The following is a 19,997-nucleotide window of genomic DNA, read 5'->3' as shown; positions in this document are numbered from 1 at the left end:
TAGACGTATAACAAAAGGTTATATTCTGTATTCAGTGCTAAATTTTATCCACTTAATATAATTAAACAGTTAAAAAATCAAACTAACTAATTGATTTAAATTATTTACGATTAAAAACGTTAAGCTAAACAAAGCATCACGGAGTCTATATGGCAAGTTTCTTTAATACGAGTAAGATCGCACTTTGCACAGGGTTGCTAGCTGCATCTTCAGTTGCAAACGCTGCTGACAAACCCAATATTCTCGCTATTTGGGGCGATGATATTGGTATATTCAATATCAGTGCTTATAACAATGGCATGATGGGATATCAAACCCCAAACATTGATCGAATTGCGAATGAAGGTGCATTATTTACTGATCACTATGCTCAACAGTCTTGTACCGCTGGACGTTCTGCGTTTTTAACAGGACAAGAGCCATTTCGAACAGGCCTATTAACTATTGGTATGCCTGGTTCTGATGCTGGTATTCCTGATTGGACTCCTACGATTGCTGATGTGTTAAAAGAGCAAGGTTATATGACCGCGCAATTTGGTAAAAACCACATGGGCGATCAAGATAAACATCTGCCAACTGCCCATGGTTTTGATGAGTTTTTCGGTAACCTTTATCACTTAAATGCTGAAGAAGAACCAGAGACTTATTACTATCCAAAGGATCCAGAGTTCCGTAAAAAGTACGGTCCTCGTGGTGTTATCCGCTCAAGTGCTGACGGAAAAATAGAAGATACCGGCCCTATGACGCGTAAGCGTATGGAGCATGCTGATGAAGAGTTTTTAGAAGAATCGCTAGCCTTCATGGAAAAAGCGGTAAAAGCTGAAAAACCATTCTTTATTTGGCATAACACAACCCGTATGCATGTATGGACTCGTTTACAAGAAAAATATCAAGGTATTTCAGGTATCTCTATCTACGCTGACGGCATGATAGAACATGATGATCATGTTGGTATCTTACTTGATAAGCTAGATTCATTAGGGGTTGCTGATAACACTATCGTACTTTACACAACCGATAATGGTGCTGAAACGGTTTCATGGCCTGACGGTGGTGCGACATACTTCCACGGTGAAAAAGGGACAACCTTTGAAGGTGGTATGCGAGTACCTCAGTTAGTTCGCTGGCCTGGTGTTATTAAACCTGGCACTAAAATTAACGACATCATGTCACATAAAGATTGGCTACCAACATTCGCAGCTGTTGCGGGTGATGACAAAGTCATTGAAAAGCTTAAGTCAGATAAAGGTGCTCGTTACAATGGCACAAACTGGCGTGTACATTTAGATGGTTACAACTTTAAACCTTACTTCGAAGGTAAAGTTGATAAAGGCCCTCGTGACGGTATGTTATATTTTTCAGCTAACGCTGAGCTAAATGCTGTTCGTACAGGTGACTTCAAAGTATCGTTTGCCACACTAGAAGGTAATATTGTTGATGCTGTTCGCTTCCAGTCAAACTGGCCTCAAGTGGTTCATTTACGAGCTGACCCTTTTGAGAAAGCGCCTCACGAATCTGGTATGTACTTACGCTGGATGGCAGACAACATGTGGTTATTCGTACCTGTTGGTAACCAAGTACAAGAGTTCATGGCAACATTAAAAGACTATCCTCGTCAGGAAAGTCAGGTATTGAACCCAGGTAACATTAACCAAAATACTTATATGCTTCAGGGTAAACTGCAACAAATTGAGCAAATCCGCCAAAAAGTATTAAAGTAACTTTTTAATTAACTGCTTTGTTTAAAAGTGAGTAAAAAGTACCTTTCCAAGCCAGTATCTCTCAGATACTGGCTTTTTCTTTATTTGAACCGTGTCTAAGATTTCAATCACTGCATTTAACTGCGATAATTGCTGACTTCGAGTTTTTAATTAAGGTAATCATCATGACGGCAAACCAATTCTCTTGTTCAGGGATTGAGTTATCACTTTTTCGCTATCCTAAACAGCAAGAGTCAAACCTTCAAGCTTGGGATGCTGCCGATGAACACCTAATTAAGCACTTAGTCGATAACGAGATTATCGCTCAAAATACCGCCATTCTTAATGACAACTTTGGCGCAATTCAATGTGCCCTAACCCAATTAGAAGCTTCATGGCCTTTATTTGTTGAAACCGATGCTAAAACCAGTTTATTGGGTGCGAAACAAAACCTGACAGACAATCAGTTAGCAGATAGCAATATTACTCGTTTTAATAGCCGCGACTTATTACCTGCAGACACGCAACTTGTATTAATTAAGTTGCCTAAAAACCTGACTTACTTTGCCAACCAGCTTCAGCGATTATCGCAAGTTCTCCCTAAAGGAACACAAGTACTGATTGGCGCGAAAGCCAAAAGCATCAACAAATCATTATTGGCGTTAATTGAGCAACATCTGGGCTCTGCCTCAGCCAGTTTAACCTGGAAGAAAACTCGAGTAATTAGTTGTATAGCAGATGGCAAAAAACGTCCAAGCGTGGCTGAAGTCACTTGGACGGTCGATGAATTGAATCTCACCATCAGTAACCTTAGTAATGTGTTTGCGGCCAATAAGCTCGATATTGGTGCCCGCATCATGCTCGACAACATGCCAAAAGATGAATTTAAAACAGTGATTGATTTAGGTTGCGGGAATGGCGTTTTAGGGTTGCGCGCAGCGCAATTATATCAAGATGCGAATATTCACTTTGTCGACGATTCTGAAATGGCCGTTGCATCAAGCAAACATAATTGGCAGCTAAACAATTTACCGAGTGAATTAGGCCACTTTCATTGGGATGACTGTTTAACCCATTTAGACAGTGAAATCAGTGCTGACTTAGTCTTATGTAACCCGCCATTTCACCAAGGCGAAGCCATTACCGATCATATCGCTTGGCAAATGTTCCTCGATGCTAGAAGAAGACTGGCGCCTGGCGGGTTATTACAAGTTGTTGGTAATCGCCATTTGTCTTATCACATCAAGCTACAGCGCATATTCAAAAACTGTAAGACGGTCGCATCAAACGGTAAGTTTGTTATTTTGCAGGCACGAAAATAGCAAAATCTATTTATCTGGTTTTAAACGCGTTTTCTTAATAAAAACTGTGAGTTAGATAAAGTAGCTCATGGTTTATCTCCTTTAAACACCTTATTCAATTTTTTAGCATGTAAACGCTTTTTACAAACCAAGCGCGACTCACTAGCAAACCACGTGTTAACTCCAAGCCCTACAACTCAGCTTAACACTATGACCTATCCTTAAGTGCAAGGCGTTAAGTGCTGCTTTGTATTAAGTACAGACGGTATGTAAATAGTGATACCTAAGTGTTGAGCCCAAAATCATAAGCTTAACTCAACCCGCACATACTCAATATTGAAGTTGATGCTAATACTAGTAGCCTAAAGTAATAGCCATAAACTAATAGCCTGAAACGGATGATTAATGAGGAGCTTGAGATAGATTGCTCCTTGGCATACACAACTAAAATCTCACTGCCACATCGGGATATTGGTAATAACACAAGAAACCATTGGTCGACAAAGAGTTTCGCCCCGCTCCTTTATATAGCCATAACATGATGTTTAACAGTAAGAATTGCACAAACATAACTTAACACCCTAGCAACAAGCAATATAATCCCAATCGATTTATAATATAAAAACTTGAATTTAGGCTAACCAAATTTTGCCAAAATTCAAAAAAAGAAGTGTAATTGTATGAATTTTGTTTCAGTTCAAGGATAAAATTAATTGCCTAAAACTGTTTTAAACAATTTGAAAATCATGATGGCCATAAAAGGAATGAACAGAATTGAACGCTAGTACGGTGAAAATAATCAACAGCTTATACGAGGTGACATTCAATTTTTAATCAGTAGCGCTACTCGCTTTGTCATCTTGAATGTTTAAATCGTCAAAGTTCGCTCTAAACCTTCCCCCCTCGATTAGTTCGAAGTAAAACAACTCTCATTTCTAACGTTTTCCTCCTTCAAAGTAAATCCTTTAATTTTAATAATTTATGCAGGTTTTTAGTCAATTCGTAGATATAAAAAAGCCTTTCATATAGAAAGGCTTTGATGAAATATAATCAGTTACTTGTTAACGAATCGATTATTATCTTAAATAACAGCACCACGTTAACTTAATCGGTTAACCAAATTATCAATAGAGTATAAGTCGCGTTTTTCACTGTTTTTACGACGGACTTCTTCAAGAGATCGCGCTTCGACAGTATCAAATAAAACATTAATGAGTCGGTTAAAGTGTCTATGCATTGCCAGTCTTGCTTCAGAAGCATCATTGGCTAACAAAGCTTCATATATAGAAGTATGCTCATCAAGGGTTTTCTTATTATCCTTGCTACATACACTGTCGTAATCAGTAATAATCTTTTGGCTTGAAGCTCGTAATGCCCACAAGTTTTGAAATGATTTAATCAAAGCACCATTGCGAGTCGAGTTAGCGATGATCTGATGAAACATCTCATCCGCTTCTTCAACATATGACTTATTTTCCATCATTATCAATGTTTTGTTTAACTCAACAAGTTCTTCTTTAGTTATCGTATTTGCAGCAAGAGCGGCAATCTCACCCTCTATAAGAGCACGAGCTTGCGTCAGCTCAAATGCATTAATCTTATTGGTTTGATCAGCTTGATTAGCAGAGTGTAATACATATACACCAGAGCCCGTTTTAACTTCAATTTTCTCACGCACTTCCAGTGCAATAATTGCTTCACGAACTGTTGGTCGACTGACATCAAATTTTTCAGCCAACTCCCTTTCTGGAGGTAAACGACTTCCAGGAGTATATTCGCCGCTAGCAATAGACGCTTCGATCTCTTCTACGATGCGCCAAAACATACGCCTACTTTTCATCTTTGGTCCTTCAATGGTTAAAACCAATTTTATTGTATTACTAACATAATATCTGTTTACCTAGTCAACGCAAATCCTATTTTGAAAATTTGTTGTACTAGAGCAAATTTCATATTAGCCCTGATTTGGTTAAAAAAATGTTATTGGTAATAACAGTAGCATATATTTAAGATCTTGTTGGTAACATAAATTGGTTGACAACTAACATGACCATTAGTAAGTTTCTATCTAACGCAAAGTTGTATTTAAAGATCATGTTTAAAGGATTATGTTCACTTTTATTTAAACAAACAATTAATCTGGGGAGATTAACGTGAAACTTAATAAAATAAGTCGCGCATTAAACACGATCAGAATACAGCCTAAAAGTGCCATTTATAGTTCAGCATTATTATCGTTATTAGCATCACCGGTATTCGCACAAGATGAAAATCAAGCCATTGAAGTTACAGCGCCAACTGCCCAAGTAGCAGAACAAACAGTTGACGTTAAAAAGATGATTCAGAAATGGAAGTGATCAAAGTCAGTGGTAACCACATGGATCCTTATCTTTCTAACAACTATGACTTATCGTTAGAGTGGTATCCAAGTGAAGATGCTGCGATCTCATTAGCTTATTACTATAAAGACTTTACTGGTGGCTATGAAAATGTCGAAGAAAACCGTGATATTACGGTGTCGCTCGATGGTGTTGATAGTATTTATCCAGGAGTCACCCATACCACTCGTCAAACCTCTGATGACTCATCTGTCATTCAGGGTATTGAAGTCACTGCGCAAAAGCATTTCTCTGAGCTACCTTACCCATTTGATGGCTTAGGTGCCAAAGTGGCTTACAACTATGCTGATTCAAGTTTTGTCACAGCTGAGCCTGGTAGCCCTTATGTTGTCGCTGATGCGAACCTATTTGGCTTCTCTCCACAAGTGGCTTCAGCATCAGTTTACTGGGAAGGTGATTGGGCGACATTCCGCGTACTTTATAAGTATCGCGAACAGTATTTCCAACCTAATAACTTGCCGTTTCTAACACGTTCACATCGATACGTGCAGGACTCAAGCTACTTAGATTTCTCAGCTAACTTCAAAGTGACAGATTACTTATCACTATCACTTAAAGCGCTGAACTTGTTAGATGAACCGCAAATTATGACTCGTGGTAACGATACTACTGTATCGCACTACTCTCGTTCTGGTTCAACATATTTCCTTGGTGCAAAAGTTAAGTTTTAGCCTTAAGTAAAACTTAGTCGTGCAACTCCTACCTTAATATTGAGGTAGGAGTTATTTTGTTTAGAAGCGAGCAATATAAGCAGAAAGTAAAGTAGAGAAAGTGAAGTAGAAAGTGAAGTAAGAGAAATAATGCACTGAATCAATGTACGAACTAATGAGTATGAAATCGCAGGTTTAGCCTGACATCAATAACAATTACAGCCACTAAAAATAATAAGAGAGTCTTTATGCGTTTTCAAAACAGAATCAAGCTTCACTCAGTTGCTCACAGCACACTGTTATCGGTTCGTGTTAAATCAACTCTCTTAATGGGTTTGTGCCTGCTGTCTGTTCAAGTCAATGCCGAAACCTTTACCGTAAGTACGCAAGATGAGTTTAATCAAGCAGTAAAAAAACTGGTCGCGGGCGATGACATCATTCTTTCAAATGGCACTTGGCAAGACTTTGAGATCAACTTTATCGGCCAAGGCAGCAAAGAAGCCCCTATTCGCCTTTCAGCTCAAACCAAAGGCAAAGTGATTTTATCGGGTCAATCCAATCTACAAATGTCCGGCAGCTATTTAGAAGTGTCTGGCTTAGTCTTTAAAGACGGCTACACCCCAAACAATTCGGTTATCTCATATCGAACCAGTGAGGATGAATTAGCCAACCACTCCCGTGTAACAGAAGTGGTTATCGACAATTTTAATAATCCTGACCGTCATGAGTCTGATTATTGGGTTGCACTATATGGCCAACATAACCGTTTTGATCACAACCACCTCGTCGGTAAACGCAACAAAGGCGTTACGCTGACAGTTAGGCTTCGCGGTGAAGACAGTCAACAAAATCACCACAGAATAGATCATAACTATTTTGGCCCTCGCCCAACTTTAGGCTCAAATGGCGGAGAAACCATTCGCATCGGTACCAGTCATTTCTCAATGACGAATTCATATACAGTAATCGAAGACAACTATTTTGATCGCTGTGATGGCGAGGTTGAAATTATCTCAATCAAAGCCGGCAAGAATATAATTCGCAATAACACCTTTTTTGAGTCTCGCGGCACTCTGACTATGCGCCACGGTAACGGTAACCAAGTCGACAGTAATGTGTTTTTAGGTAATGGCGTTGACCATACGGGCGGTATTCGGATTATTAACCGAGATCAAACAATTACTAATAACTATTTAGAAGGGCTAAAAGGCTATCGTTTCGGCAGTGGCTTTACCATTATGAATGGTGTACCAAATTCGCCAATCAATCGCTATCATCAAGTGGTTAATGCCAAGGTAAGCCGCAACAGCTTTATCAATGTCGACCATATTCATTTAGCTGCAGGCAGTGATAAAGAGCGCTCTGCAGTGCCAAAAGACTCAGCATTTACACACAATTTATTTGTTAATAATAACCAACAAGCACCCTTCTCCATTTTCGATGACATCTCAGGGATTCAATTTTCTGACAACTTATCCAATGAGCTTAATAATAATCAAATAAACCAAGGTATTAAACCAACAGCAATATCACTGCAGCGTGCAAATAATGGCTTGTTTTACCCATCAAACAGCCATAATGCTGAATTTGGTGCGACTCAAACACTCACCCCAACCTTAAAAGCTAACACTGGCGTGAGTTGGTACACCAAAGCTGAGCCTAACACCGCCTTCGATTCGGGAATAACTCATAGTGTATCTACAGCCGAACAACTGTTGACTGCCGTAAGTAATGCTAAAGATGGCGATATTATTGCGCTAAAAGCAGGCAAATATCAGATAGAGAAAATCATCGAAATCAACAAAACCCTTTCGATTATTGCCCAAGATACCCAAAAACCAACATTGACCTTTAGTCGAGGCAATCTATTTGAAATTCAAAATGGCGGCAGCTTAAAGCTTGATAGTCTGATAATTACAGGCACAAGCAGCCCAGACTCATCTGGTAATACTGTGGTAAGAACCAGTAAATGGGGCATGCTAACCAACTATCGCTTTAGCATGTACAACAGCAAAATTAGCCAGTTAAACATCAACCATTCCTTCCACTTTTTTGACTCTGGCGCTCGCGCTTTTGCCAACAAAATTGAGGTTATTAATAACCAATTTAGCACTATCACAGGCGACCTTTTTAGACTTAACAAAGAAACCGATGATCGCGGTATTTATAACGTGGAATATCTCACGATCAATAACAATCAATTTAATGATATTGGCGGTGCACTGGTTAAGCTTTATCGTGGAGGCACTGACGAAAGCACTTTCGGCCCGCACATTAGCTTTAATAACAACGACATGACTAATGTAGGAAATGGTAAGCGAAATAAAAGCCAAGCCAGTTTATACCTTCATGGTGCCCAAGTTGCTGATATCAATAAAAACCACTTTAACAATAGTGCCTACATTAATATCGAACACACTACGGGTGAACCAATGACTCAGGTGACGCATAACCAATTTATAGATTCTGGGGCAGTAAAAGTGACAGAGCTTTATTCAATCAGTGAATCCACTGCCAAGCTAAGCGACAACCTTGTACAACAATCAGATAAAAAAGCGCTCTAATAATGAATAACATCATGAAAGCGCTTATCAATAACATCATGTCTAAGATGAACCTGATGAGAACAGCACACTTGTTAATTGGCTTTTTATTGCTCCAAGGCAGTTTATTCGCTGCACAGGCAAGCACATTAAGCCATCCTAGTTTAGTGATTAATCAGCATGATGTGACTCAGATGCGCGCAGCACTTAAACAAGCAGGCGCTTTTCAGCAAACTTTTACTGCTAAAAAAACAGCTGTAGATAAAGTGATAAACCAACCGTTAATTGTGCCGCTTCCTGTAGATGGCGGCGGTGGTTATTCACACGAACGTCATAAGAAAAACTACCTGCAGATGTACGATGCGGGCGTGATGTATCAGCTCACTCAAGATATTCAATACGCGCATTTTGTTCGCGACATGTTGCTACAATATGCCGAACTTTACCCAAGATTACCGCGTCATCCAAAGCGTAAAAACAGCAATGAAGGTAAGTTGTTCTGGCAAGGTCTAAACGAAGCCATGTGGCTGGTGTACACCATTCAAGCCTACGATTTTATTGTTGATGCTTTAGATGAACAAGACCAGCAAACGATAGAAACTGGCATCATTTTGCCTGTGGCTAATTTCTTGTCGATAGAGTCACCTAAGACCTTCGATAAAATCCATAATCATGGCACTTGGGCAACGGCCGCTGTTGGGATGACAGGATTTGTACTCAATAAACCTGAGTTAGTAGAAATGGCTCTACTTGGATTAGACAAGTCCGGTACAGGTGGTTTCTTGCGTCAACTCGATGAGCTGTTCTCACCAGATGGTTATTATAACGAAGGCCCTTACTACCAACGTTTTGCTCTGCTACCTTTTGTCACTTTTGCTAAAGCCATTGAGCAAAACCAACCGCAGCAAAAAATCTTCAGCTATCGCGATGGTATTTTATTAAAAGCAATTTATAGCACCATCGAGTTAAGCTATAACGGCTTATTCTTTCCGTTAAATGATGCGATTAAAAGTAAAGGCATCGATACCATGGAACTGGTTATTGCCGTCAGTATTGCTTATGGGCTCAACGGCGATAACAATTTGCTTGATATTGCCAAACAGCAGAATCGTATTTTACTCACAGGTGATGGACTTAAACTCGCCCAAGCGATTGATGCAGAGGCTAAAACCAATAGCATCAGCCAATACCCGTTTTCATCTATGGTATTCCGTGACGGTAAAGCGGGAAATGAAGGGGCATTGATTGTTATGCGCCAGCAAGCACCAATCGAACAAAAGCTTACCGACCAAGCATTAGTGTTTAAAGCCACAGCCCAAGGTTTAGGTCATGGCCATTTCGATAAGCTTAATTGGCAGTTTTATGATGATGGTGAAGAAATTGTCTCAGACTATGGCGCGGCGCGTTTTCTGAATATCGAAGCCAAATCTGGTGGCGGTTATTTAACTGAAAACAAAACCTGGGCGAAACAAACCATTGCCCACAACACCCTCATCGTTGATCAAACAAGTCACTTTGGTGGCAATACAAAAGTGGGCAACAACCATCACCCTGATATCCTGTTTTATCATCATGATGCAAAAGCCACATTAGCATCTGCAAGCATTAACAGCGCCTATGAAGATGTCAGTTTCACCCGCACCATGGCGATGGTTACAGTTGAAACTGCAAATGCCTCATACCCTCTTGTAATCGATATCATGGATGTCAGCAGTGAAAATGCTCATCAATATGACTTACCCGTGCATTATCAAGGTCAGTTTATTGATTCAAACTTTACGCGCCACGCTTATACTCGTCAGCTCAATCCATTAGGTGAACACTCGGGTTACCAGCATTTATGGTTAACCGCTACGTCTCAACTGCCAAATGCAAAATCAAAACTTGAGGCAGCATCAAACCTTGCTCAAATAACTTGGTTAAATGACAACGGCCATTTTTACACTCATAGCAGCATCAATGCCGGCAATACTGAAGTACTATTTACTCAGCTTGGTGCCAATGACCCAAATCAAAACCTTCGCCTTGAGCATAGCTTTATTCAACGAGTGCAAGACAGTAAGCAACATCAATTTGTCAGTGTATTAGAGCCCCATGGCGAATATAACCCATCAGCAGAATACACATTAAATGCCACCAGCAAGTTGCAATCATTAACCTATGATAGTCAGGACGACATCAGTGTCATTGGGTTTAGTCTACAAACGACACCAAGTACAACTCAGCAGTTCGTATTGGCTATTTCTCACCGTCAGGATTTGAACCTTGCCACTCGTTTGCAACGCAACCTTGAAAACGAGAATGTAAAAAACAACCAAAAACAACAATCAAACCAACCAATAACTAATCGTTTTTCTTACGCAAACAAGCCATATAGCTTTAGCGGAAGATACCAGTTATTAACCATTACGCAGTAGGAGTTAACCATGAAACAGAGTGCACATTTTTCTTTCGGAAATGAAACAGAAATTGAAGATATCGGCGGCGGTCTTAAGCGTCAAATGCTTGGGTTTAATGAAGAATTAATGGCTGTAAAGATTTGGTTTGAGAAAGGCGCTATTGGCTACAACCATGCCCACAGACATTCTCAAGTGACCTATGTTGTTGAAGGTGAGTTCCACTTTAACATTGATGGCGTCACTAAAATCCTTCGACCGGGTGACAGCTGCATGATCCCACCTCATGCTGACCATGGCGCAACTTGCCCAACCGGCGGTATTTTGATTGATACCTTTAGCCCAGCACGAGAAGACTTCATCGAGGGCTTAAAATGAAGGTAAACAATCTTCGATGGTGGATCATCCTGCTTATTGCGCTAGCGACGGTGATTAATTATATCGATCGCTCAGCCCTTAGTGTGCTTTGGCCTGATATTGTTGAAGATATATTTCCTAACGAAACCGCGCTTGAGCGTAAACAGATTTACGCCAATATCTCTATTGTGTTCATCTTATCTTATGCGTTTGGTCAGGCGATATTCGGCAAGATATTTGACTGGATTGGCACTCGTCTTGGTTTCGTTTTATCTATTGGTGTTTGGTCTATTGCAACCGCGGCCCATGCCTTTGCACAAGGTATGCTGAGTTTCAGTATCTTTAGAGCAATCTTAGGTGTCGCTGAGGCCGGTAACTGGCCAGGTGCAGCTAAAAGTAACGCTGATTGGTTTCCAACTAAAGAGCGTGCTTTAGCCCAAGGCATTTTTAATTCAGGGGCTGCAATCGGTGGCATTATTTCTATTCCACTCATTGCCTATATGACCGTCTACTTTAGCTGGCAAATGGTCTTTGTGATCATCGGTCTGGTCGGTTTACTCTGGTTAATCCCTTGGATTATCTTAGTTAAAGCGCCGCCTAAATCACACCCTTGGATTACTGAAGAAGAACGTCAATACATCCTAACTGGGCAAAAATCCACTGACACTGACGATGGAAGTGATGCTGAAGAGTACAACCCATCAACCGTCCAACTGCTTTCTCATAAGCAAAGTTGGGGAGTGATTATTGCTTCGGCAGCTATCGATCCTATTTGGTGGCTATTTGTATTCTGGATCCCTATTTACCTGAATGAAGTGTATGCAATGGATGTTAAATCCATTGGGATATACGGTTGGGTTCCTTATGTTGGTGCAATGCTTGGCGCTTGGTTTGGTGGTTTATTGGCACAAAACCGACTCAAAGCGGGTTGGAATATCAATAAAACGCGCAAACTGACTATCACTTTAGGTTGTTTGATTATGTTGCCTGCTTTGCTTTCAATGGCAAGTCCAGGTGGTCCCACAACTGCAGTGATGATCATGGCAGTGATCCTATTTGGTTTTCAAACAGCCATTGGTAATGTGCAAACACTGCCAAGTGACTTGTTCGGTAAAAAAGCCGTGGGAACCCTAGCAGGGTTTTCAGGTATGGCAGCAAAATTAGGCGCATTAGGCTTAACCGCTTTAGTGCCTTATCTAACTGCTGATGGCAACTACACCCCTGCATTTGTGATTGGCGCATCTTTAGCGGTTATTGCCATTGCATCTGTGTGGATTTTGATCCCTAAAATCGAACCTGTTAAGTCACCTCAAAAGTAGTGGTGAAATAACAAGTCAGCGATTTATAACGATTTAGCAAGACATTATCTTTAACGTATAAATTGATAACCATGTCGATAGATTGACTGAAAAACTACTCATTGCTCAGTTGATTTTTAGAATGAGGTTATGGATTTGATATTGATAATTTAAGCTGGGGCTGTACCCAAAGAGCCCTTTTTTATTTGGTGAGACCTACTTATCACGTACTCAACCCCTTCCGAGTATGTGGTAAGTAGGTTAAACCTTCTTTCCTTTACACGACAACGGGTCAATCGACCACACTATCATCATTTCTTTCAACAGCGACCGTCTCACGAGTATTAACATCAGCTTGAGACGGGGGTGAAAATAAAACACCTAGTCGCTGCTTAATGCTCAATCCTGACTTACTCACCTCTTTAAACATCTCGCGCCATTCAGCAAAACTGACAATCAAAGGATTAAAGCTATTAACAGGCTTAGTGATCCCGTAAATCACGGTTTCTTTTTCCGGCTCAAATGTGCCAAAAAGCTTATCCCATATGATCAATACACCGGCGTAATTTTTGTCTATATATTGCGGGTTTTGACCATGATGAACACGGTGATGTGAAGGGGTATTAAATAGCCACTCAATTGGACCCAATGATTTGACAGCCTGGGTATGAACAAAAAATTGCAGCCCAAGATTTAAAAGCACCACAAATACTACCCAGTTAGGGTCAAAGCCAATCACAATCAGCGGTAACCAAAACAGCCACATTCCGGCAAGCGGGTACATTAAGCTTTGCCTAAATGCGGTGCTAAAGTTCATATTCTCAGAGCTATGATGAACGACATGAGCCGCCCACATCCAACGCACTCTATGACTTGCACGATGGAACCAGTAATAGAAGAAATCCTGTAGCACCATTAATACGATAAAACTGACCGCGCCCATTTGGATATCAAATAATTTCCAGCCAAATACTGCTAAATAGATTTTGGCAATGAGCAGCCCTGCAAGAATATCAGTTAACTGATGCATGCCCGCTAAGCTGATATTGCAAAACACTTCCGCTTTTTTATATCGCGCGGAAAGAGGGAGTTTTTGGCGTTTATCACCTAAATACCATTCGAGGAAAATACAAACAAAAAATACTGGCGCTAATGCAAGCAGCAGCATTTCCGGGTGATTGATGATTGAATTCAAATCCATTGAAAACCTTTATATTATTATTTTATTTAAATTGTTTTGTGCGGATAATTAAACGCTACCACTTAGCAAAGTGATCTTCAGTTAAACCAAGCTGATTACGCAATACATGTTTGTGGCCATTATTATCAATGATATGGCCGCTGAAATAGCCGATGTACTGCCTAAAGTTACTTTTTAGAAAACCAAAGTTGAGTTTTTCGCTGCGGCAATTAAGAGCCCTAAAAGTCAGATCGACTTGACCAGTGGCAGTGCTAATTTGCCAAAAGTCGTCACTCACATGCCGATTAAAATCGAACTTTACTCCTGGGAGTAAATGGCGCTCACCATTAATCCATAAGACATTTTCAGTCGCGCCTGTTTCGTTCACCCCAGCGGCAAGGTTTAAGCCTAAAACCCCTTGCTCCACTTGCGCATTGATTGACGCCCAACGCCAACTGGTTTCGCGGCGCATATAACCTGCAGAAAAGTCATAACCACCTAAAGCGAAGTTAAGCGGCTGCGGTTCATCTTTTATGGTTAAGCGACCAGAGACTTTTAAACCATTGTGCTTTTGAGTATAAGTCCAGCCGTTATAGCCAGTTGGAGTACACAAGCTCATGGGTAAACTTAATGGCGGAGGATTGAGCTGTAATTCTGCTTTTATATCATCGGTGTTAATGGTTAATTGCCACAGGGAGTCTTTAATTGAAAATTCAATCTTACCTTGGCGGTGCTTAATCCTTGCCTTACCTTGCTGAGGCGAGCGTGATACAGACATCCCCCAGGATAACGGTTTTAAGGCTTGAGTTTCTGTCAGCTTATTCTTTTCAATATCATATAAGTAACAAAAACTGCTGCCCACATAGCGAATATCGGCAATCGCGACACCAATGATGTATCTCGCAGTGGTAATATTAATAAATTGAAACTGTTTATAATCAAAATACTTAGCAAACCAAGAGCAAGGCTTATCCATTTCATTAAAATAGTTAAACTGTTTTACCCCTAAGTCCCCTACCACACCATCAAAGTGTCCGAAAATAGGCTGACCTTCAGTGTTCATTAGCTTGTCTGGCGCAAGTTGTAAATGATTCAAAGACATACTTCATCCGTAATATTAAAACTGGTTATTGTGTCGATATTTGTCGAGCATTATCCGAGGTAATAATGGCTTGATTGCTTTCTAGCGTTTTTATCAAGAGTATTTATTTAGAGTAAATCATCAAATACACCACACTAACGTGAATAAATTATCAGCATAAGTCAATGGCTAGTGATTGAATTAAGATGGCACTGCTTTTATTTAACGAGCTAAAATTTGTTGCGACTCACTATATTGGCACAATCTAATTAACTGCCATTTTTTGACTGGAAAGGCGCTAAAAATCTGTTATTCTGACCGCACCATTTTTTACCGTTTTTAGTCATGAAATCATTGTCATTATTGTTGTGCTCCGCATTATTTTTATCAGCTTGTGCTAGTCATACTCCTACTCATATTGCACTTAATCCCAATGTGCCTAATGTCATCAATAAAATAGATCGTTACGACACTGTCGCAGTGAGCACCATTGATGTCCGTAAAGCCAACTTTATTGTTCGCTTTAATCAAGGCGATGAGGCAGCAAAGCTTGTTAGTCCGAGTGAACCAATCAGACAGCAACTTGATAGCGTGTTTAAAAAATCAATGAGTAATGCCGGATACCAAGTGGATCCCGCCGCCAGCAATATTGTTGAGTTCCAGTTAGATTACTTACTGACAGATGTTACTGAGTCTACTTTTGGCTTTGAAGCCAACACTAACTTAACCATCAATGTTGTCGCTAAAAACCAAACCCAAGAATTCACTAAAATTTATAATGGTAAAGGCATGTTAAAAGGACCTTTTAGCCCAGATTTTGCCACCTTAGAGTTGGATATGAACAAGCTTATCGATGAGCTTACAACTAAGATTATTAACGACCCTGAATTACATCAGTTTTTACAACAGTAATCTCAATAATAACGTCAGACCACAAATTAGGAATGCCTTATGCTTAAACGGATTGTAGCCAGTGTAATGTTGTTTTCGTCAATGATGGCAAATGCTGCCGTCGATATTCAGCCTAATACCCTTTACCCAAAAGTGGAATTTGATACCACAATGGGCAAAGTCGTGGTGGAGCTAGACCGTACTCGAGCGCCTATCACCGTCGATAACTTCCTCACTTATGTGGTTCAAGGGGACTATGACAACACCCTTTTTCATCGTGTGATTGCTGATTTCGTTGTTCAAGGTGGTGGGTTAAACCCGCAGTTAGAAGAAGGCCCATCAATGGACCCTATTGTTAATGAGTCGGGTAATGGTTTATCAAATTCTGTTGGCACTATTGCAATGGCACGCGATAACGATCCTCACTCTGCAACGCGTCAGTTCTACTTTAACGTTGGCGACAACAAAAATCTCAACCCATCTAAACGCCGTTGGGGCTACGCTGTATTTGGTGAAGTCATTGAAGGTATGGCGGTGCTTGAAGCAATGTCTTACACACCAACCATGACCAATCCAGAGTTAAATTGGCCTGACTTTCCAGTAAAAGAAATTAAACTTAATAAAGCGACGCTTTTGCCGCAATAAGCGACTTTATTTATATGTCTTCTTTTGCGTTAAAGACTCGAGAGATAAGACTGCAGCAAGCACCTTTTGAAGTAAATAAAGTTTAATTTGATTACTACTGCGTGATACACAAAACAGAATAAGTGGAGTGAAATATTGATTTCATTCCACTTTTTTTAGCATGTTCTTCTTCGCTGATTCCTAATGACAGCTAAAACCACTTTTTTAGCACTTACATTGTAAATTTGAGTAATTATTCAACAATCCTGACTATACTTATTTTTACCTGTAAGCAGCTTTTTCCCGTGTTTAGATAATTACTCATTAAGTTGTCAATAAATTGCTGCTTGTTCACTCTGTATTATTTGATGAGTAAATTCGTTTAGTTTTGAGTGCTATTTGATCAATAGCAGTAATAAAAAGGATGTCATCAATGACCCCAAATGACTTCATAGAAACCAAGGCGCCACAACTGGCCTATTATGGAAAGGCTTTTTTAGATAACCAACTAGAGCATAAAGAAATCAAGCTTTACATGTGGGATGTACTAGAAGAGTGGCAAAGTATCAGCCTCGATACCAACACAGACGCAGCAACCCCCACAGATACCGAAAAAGTGTTTTGGCATTTATTACACTGCTTCGATCAATGGCCAGATATGGTTATTAGAGGTAATCAGTATCTAAGGCAACAAATTCATGATTGCTGTGATTACATTAATATTGGAGGGGATATGCCCCATGGTTGTATCGGGATCAGGCCGACAAATTGACCAACAACTTCAATTACTTTAAGTTAATTTTACACTCTTCAAAATTTCCAACCAGAATGGCTTGAACCAATACGCTACGCGACATAAGCTAGAGCCATTCTCCTTCAATCCGTTGCCTTAATGTCTGAACTGCTAACTCGTACCCGTGAAGCCTTGTCTGTTTATTATCACAAGCGTGTTCTAATCATGTTATTGCTGGGGTTTTCTGCTGGCCTACCGCTTATGCTGGTGTTTTCAACATTAAGCTTTTGGCTTCGCGAAGCAGGTGTTGACCGTGCCGCTATTGGCTACTTTAGTTGGATCGCATTAACGTATGCATTCAAATGGGCTTGGTCACCATTAGTGGACCGTATGGCGCTTCCCCTATTCACCCGATTTTTCGGACGGCGAAGAGGCTGGATGATCTTCGCCCAGCTCGGCCTAGTGGCCGCGATATTGGGCATGGCACAAAGTGATCCCTTAGTTGATTTAGAGCAACTGGCCATTTTTGCCCTGATACTGGCATTTGCCTCAGCGACTCAAGATATTGTCATTGATGCCTTCCGTATCGAATCAGCCCCCCAAGACATGCAGGCAGCATTAGCTGCTGCATATCAAGTGGGCTATCGTAGCGCAATGATTGTAGCAACCGCAGGGGCGCTAACCATTGCCGCTTGGGTAGACCCAGGTAATACCGAATATAATTTAGAAGCATGGCAAACCGCATATTTTGTCATGGCAATGCTGATGTCTGTAGGCTTAATCACCACTTTGTTTAGTAAAGAGCCACAAGTCGATACAAAAGCTGCAGATGAAAAAGAACGCCAACTTAAAGCGCAGTTTGCCCAAAAGTATCCGACTAAAATAGCCAGTGCTATGGCCTGGTTATACAGTGCCAGCGTCCTGCCTTTTGTCGATTTCTTTAAACGTTACGGCAAAAGTGCCATCTTGATTTTATTGCTGATTTCTTGCTATCGGATCTCCGATATTGTCATGGGCATTATGGCCAATGTGTTTTATGTGGATATGGGTTTCAGTAAAGAAGAAATTGCCTTTTTAAGTAAAGTATATGGTTTAATCATGACGTTACTTGGCGCGGGCGCAGGCGGAATTTTAATCATGCGCTATGGCACGATGAAGATACTATTTGTCGGTGCTTTATTGGTTGCTGTCACCAACTTACTCTTTGCATGGCAAGCTTACATTGGCTATAACGTACCATTCTTAACCTTTGCGATATCGGTTGATAATTTCAGTGCAGGCATAGCCACCGCAGCCTTTATCGCCTATTTATCCAGCTTAACCAGTAGTGGCTACAGCGCTAGTCAGTATGCTTTACTGTCTTCAATTATGTTGTTGTTCCCTAAGTTTATTGCTGGATTCTCAGGGGTATACGTCAATGCTTATGGCTACGTAAACTTCTTTATTGCCGCCAGTTTGATTGGATTTCCGGTGTTAATATTAATCAGTCTGTTATCGCGTATGCAGCCCGAGCAGCAGTCAGATAAAAGCAATATAAACTCTGAAACAGAGCCACAAAACACACCGTAATAGTAAGGCGCTCAATAATACCACCCAAGCTCAATTGGCATAGATTAGATAATAATTGCTGTAATCATGCCATCAGAGCTTGTGGTAAACCCTCACTTTTAAAACCCTGAACCCAAGGTAAAGTAAACCGCATTTTCATCACCACTGGTGGCGAAATCCATCCCCATATGAATGCCATAACGACGGGCAATTTGGTAACGAAAGCCAACCCCATAACTATCAACAGAATCGCTATTTTCTTCAATAGCATCACTGTCTGTCACGCCATAACCGTAGAATGCAGATAACGTCCAACGATGATTGAGGTGATACATCAACTGAGATTGAACTGTAGCCACTTGGTCACCTTGATACTTAAACGCCGACACACCGCGTAACTCTACATAAGGTTTAGTCGTAGGTGACAGCTGAATATCGCCAGCATATAACTGGTCATAGCCACCTGCGAACGCTAATGTCCAATGATTAGAAAGAGGAAGGTAGACTTCACCGCTTGCTTCTAATGTTTGATAATTATGATCAGAGCCAATAGATTCATCAAACACCATATATTCTGCCGAGAATATATAACCCTTCTTAGGAAAGAAAATATTGTCGCGAGTGTCATATTCCGCAATAAGCCCTAAACCAGAGGTTGTTGTTTTATCACCCAATTGTTGCTGTAAAATCCAGTCAACCACAGCGTTAGAAGATGAAACTGATGATTCAGCCCAGAATTGTTTAAGCCCTAGCATTAATGGGGTTTCAGCCACTCTAAATTGAATTTTTTGTAAGGCGAATAGCGCTTCTGTTGTGGTATCAAATTGAATAGCTTTATCAGGAGGAAGTAACCCACCTAAACGAGTATAAATATCAAGATTGGCATTAGCTGCGCCGCCTACTACGGTATAGCGAATGCTATCATCTAACCAAGAATGACGATGACCAGCAATACCAAACCAAGTACCATTGGCCGTCCCACCCGCGCCAACCAATGTCATCGCAGCTGGCATTAATTGGGCTCCGCCATCAATTGACTCAAGGGCTTTTTGTCTTCTCGCTTCTTTCTCAGCTTCTGTTTCATGTAAAAACAACCCAACGATCCCCCCACCAGCGCCAACGGCTGGTTCAGTAATTAATACCGGAACAGGAAGGAATCCATAAGCGTTTTCAGCAAGGTGATACCCTAAATCAAACTGACCATCTTTTTCATCAAAAAAGTACGAACTCTCGGCGTTCCCCACTGAAGAAACTAAGCTCAGAAAGCACAAAGAAACAAATTTAAACATGGTTTTT

General features: G+C 40.6%; 16 protein-coding genes. 12 read left to right on the top strand and 4 right to left on the bottom strand.

All coding sequences use genetic code 11. The features are described from left to right. The first annotated feature begins 149 nt into the window (after window positions 1–149). Entirely contained in the window at window positions 150–1,721 is a 1,572-nt protein-coding gene (locus L2737_RS00705; protein WP_102529882.1) for an arylsulfatase, read from the top strand. Window positions 1,722–1,885: 164 nt separating this feature from the next. Beyond that, the gene (locus L2737_RS00700) at window positions 1,886–3,022 is read left to right on the top strand and encodes a methyltransferase (protein ID WP_248954435.1); all 1,137 of its coding nucleotides are present in this window, start codon (window positions 1,886–1,888) and stop codon (window positions 3,020–3,022) included. Between the two features lie 1,078 nt (window positions 3,023–4,100). Here L2737_RS00700 and L2737_RS00695 read toward each other — a convergent pair. Further along, window positions 4,101–4,841 (bottom strand): FadR/GntR family transcriptional regulator, encoded by a 741-nt coding sequence (locus L2737_RS00695; protein WP_102529884.1) that lies wholly within the window; start codon window positions 4,839–4,841, stop codon window positions 4,101–4,103. A 313-nt stretch (window positions 4,842–5,154) separates the two neighbouring features. Here L2737_RS00695 and L2737_RS00690 point away from each other — a divergent pair, with 313 nt between their 5' ends. The 6 genes from L2737_RS00690 to L2737_RS00665 all read left to right on the top strand — a co-directional run bounded on the left by L2737_RS00690 (window position 5,155) and on the right by L2737_RS00665 (window position 12,665). Beyond that, window positions 5,155–5,358: a hypothetical protein gene (locus L2737_RS00690; RefSeq protein WP_248954434.1), complete on the top strand. Its 204-nt coding sequence runs from the start codon at window positions 5,155–5,157 to the stop codon at window positions 5,356–5,358. Next, window positions 5,349–6,071, top strand: coding sequence for a TonB-dependent receptor (locus tag L2737_RS00685; RefSeq protein WP_248954433.1), 723 nt, complete (start codon window positions 5,349–5,351; stop codon window positions 6,069–6,071). Before L2737_RS00690 ends, L2737_RS00685 begins: the two co-directional genes overlap by 10 nt. A 308-nt stretch (window positions 6,072–6,379) precedes the next feature. Then, window positions 6,380–8,614 (top strand): polysaccharide lyase 6 family protein, encoded by a 2,235-nt coding sequence (locus L2737_RS00680; protein WP_428848368.1) that lies wholly within the window; start codon window positions 6,380–6,382, stop codon window positions 8,612–8,614. A 2-nt stretch (window positions 8,615–8,616) separates the two neighbouring features. After that, a complete protein-coding gene (locus tag L2737_RS00675; RefSeq protein ID WP_248954431.1) occupies window positions 8,617–11,010 on the top strand; it encodes a heparinase II/III domain-containing protein in 2,394 nt (797 codons plus the stop codon). Between the two features lie 9 nt (window positions 11,011–11,019). Beyond that, window positions 11,020–11,367 (top strand): cupin domain-containing protein, encoded by a 348-nt coding sequence (locus tag L2737_RS00670; RefSeq protein ID WP_102529887.1) that lies wholly within the window; start codon window positions 11,020–11,022, stop codon window positions 11,365–11,367. After that, entirely contained in the window at window positions 11,364–12,665 is a 1,302-nt protein-coding gene (locus L2737_RS00665) for an MFS transporter (protein WP_248954430.1), read from the top strand. Before L2737_RS00670 ends, L2737_RS00665 begins: the two co-directional genes overlap by 4 nt. A 271-nt stretch (window positions 12,666–12,936) precedes the next feature. On the opposite strand, the gene L2737_RS00660 is transcribed toward L2737_RS00665, so the two are convergent. Together L2737_RS00660 and L2737_RS00655 are read right to left on the bottom strand one after the other, a co-directional pair. Then, window positions 12,937–13,845 (bottom strand): sterol desaturase family protein, encoded by a 909-nt coding sequence (locus L2737_RS00660; protein ID WP_248954429.1) that lies wholly within the window; start codon window positions 13,843–13,845, stop codon window positions 12,937–12,939. Window positions 13,846–13,900: 55 nt separating this feature from the next. After that, window positions 13,901–14,926, bottom strand: a complete 1,026-nt coding sequence (locus L2737_RS00655) for a DUF2804 domain-containing protein (protein WP_102529890.1) — start codon at window positions 14,924–14,926, stop codon at window positions 13,901–13,903. Between the two features lie 324 nt (window positions 14,927–15,250). On the opposite strand from L2737_RS00655, the gene L2737_RS00650 reads away from it, so the two are divergent. From L2737_RS00650 to L2737_RS00635, 4 genes are all read left to right on the top strand, one after another. After that, window positions 15,251–15,817 carry a YajG family lipoprotein gene (locus L2737_RS00650; RefSeq protein ID WP_229368076.1) on the top strand — a complete coding sequence of 189 codons (567 nt, stop codon included), beginning with the start codon at window positions 15,251–15,253 and terminating at the stop codon, window positions 15,815–15,817. Window positions 15,818–15,856: 39 nt separating this feature from the next. Further along, window positions 15,857–16,441: a peptidylprolyl isomerase gene (locus tag L2737_RS00645; RefSeq protein ID WP_248954428.1), complete on the top strand. Its 585-nt coding sequence runs from the start codon at window positions 15,857–15,859 to the stop codon at window positions 16,439–16,441. Window positions 16,442–16,853: 412 nt separating this feature from the next. Next, a complete protein-coding gene (locus tag L2737_RS00640) occupies window positions 16,854–17,192 on the top strand; it encodes a hypothetical protein (protein ID WP_102529893.1) in 339 nt (112 codons plus the stop codon). Between the two features lie 120 nt (window positions 17,193–17,312). After that, the gene (locus L2737_RS00635; protein WP_229368080.1) at window positions 17,313–18,722 is read left to right on the top strand and encodes an AmpG family muropeptide MFS transporter; all 1,410 of its coding nucleotides are present in this window, start codon (window positions 17,313–17,315) and stop codon (window positions 18,720–18,722) included. Between the two features lie 98 nt (window positions 18,723–18,820). Here the strand turns inward: L2737_RS00635 and L2737_RS00630 are convergent, their stop codons facing one another. Beyond that, entirely contained in the window at window positions 18,821–19,990 is a 1,170-nt protein-coding gene (locus L2737_RS00630) for a BamA/TamA family outer membrane protein (protein ID WP_248954427.1), read from the bottom strand. Between the last annotated feature and the right edge of the window lie 7 nt (window positions 19,991–19,997).

Origin of the sequence: Shewanella electrodiphila (assembly GCF_023283985.1) — a bacterium.
Lineage (GTDB): Bacteria > Pseudomonadota > Gammaproteobacteria > Enterobacterales > Shewanellaceae > Shewanella > Shewanella electrodiphila.
This window is presented reverse-complemented; position numbering and strand designations above follow the sequence as displayed.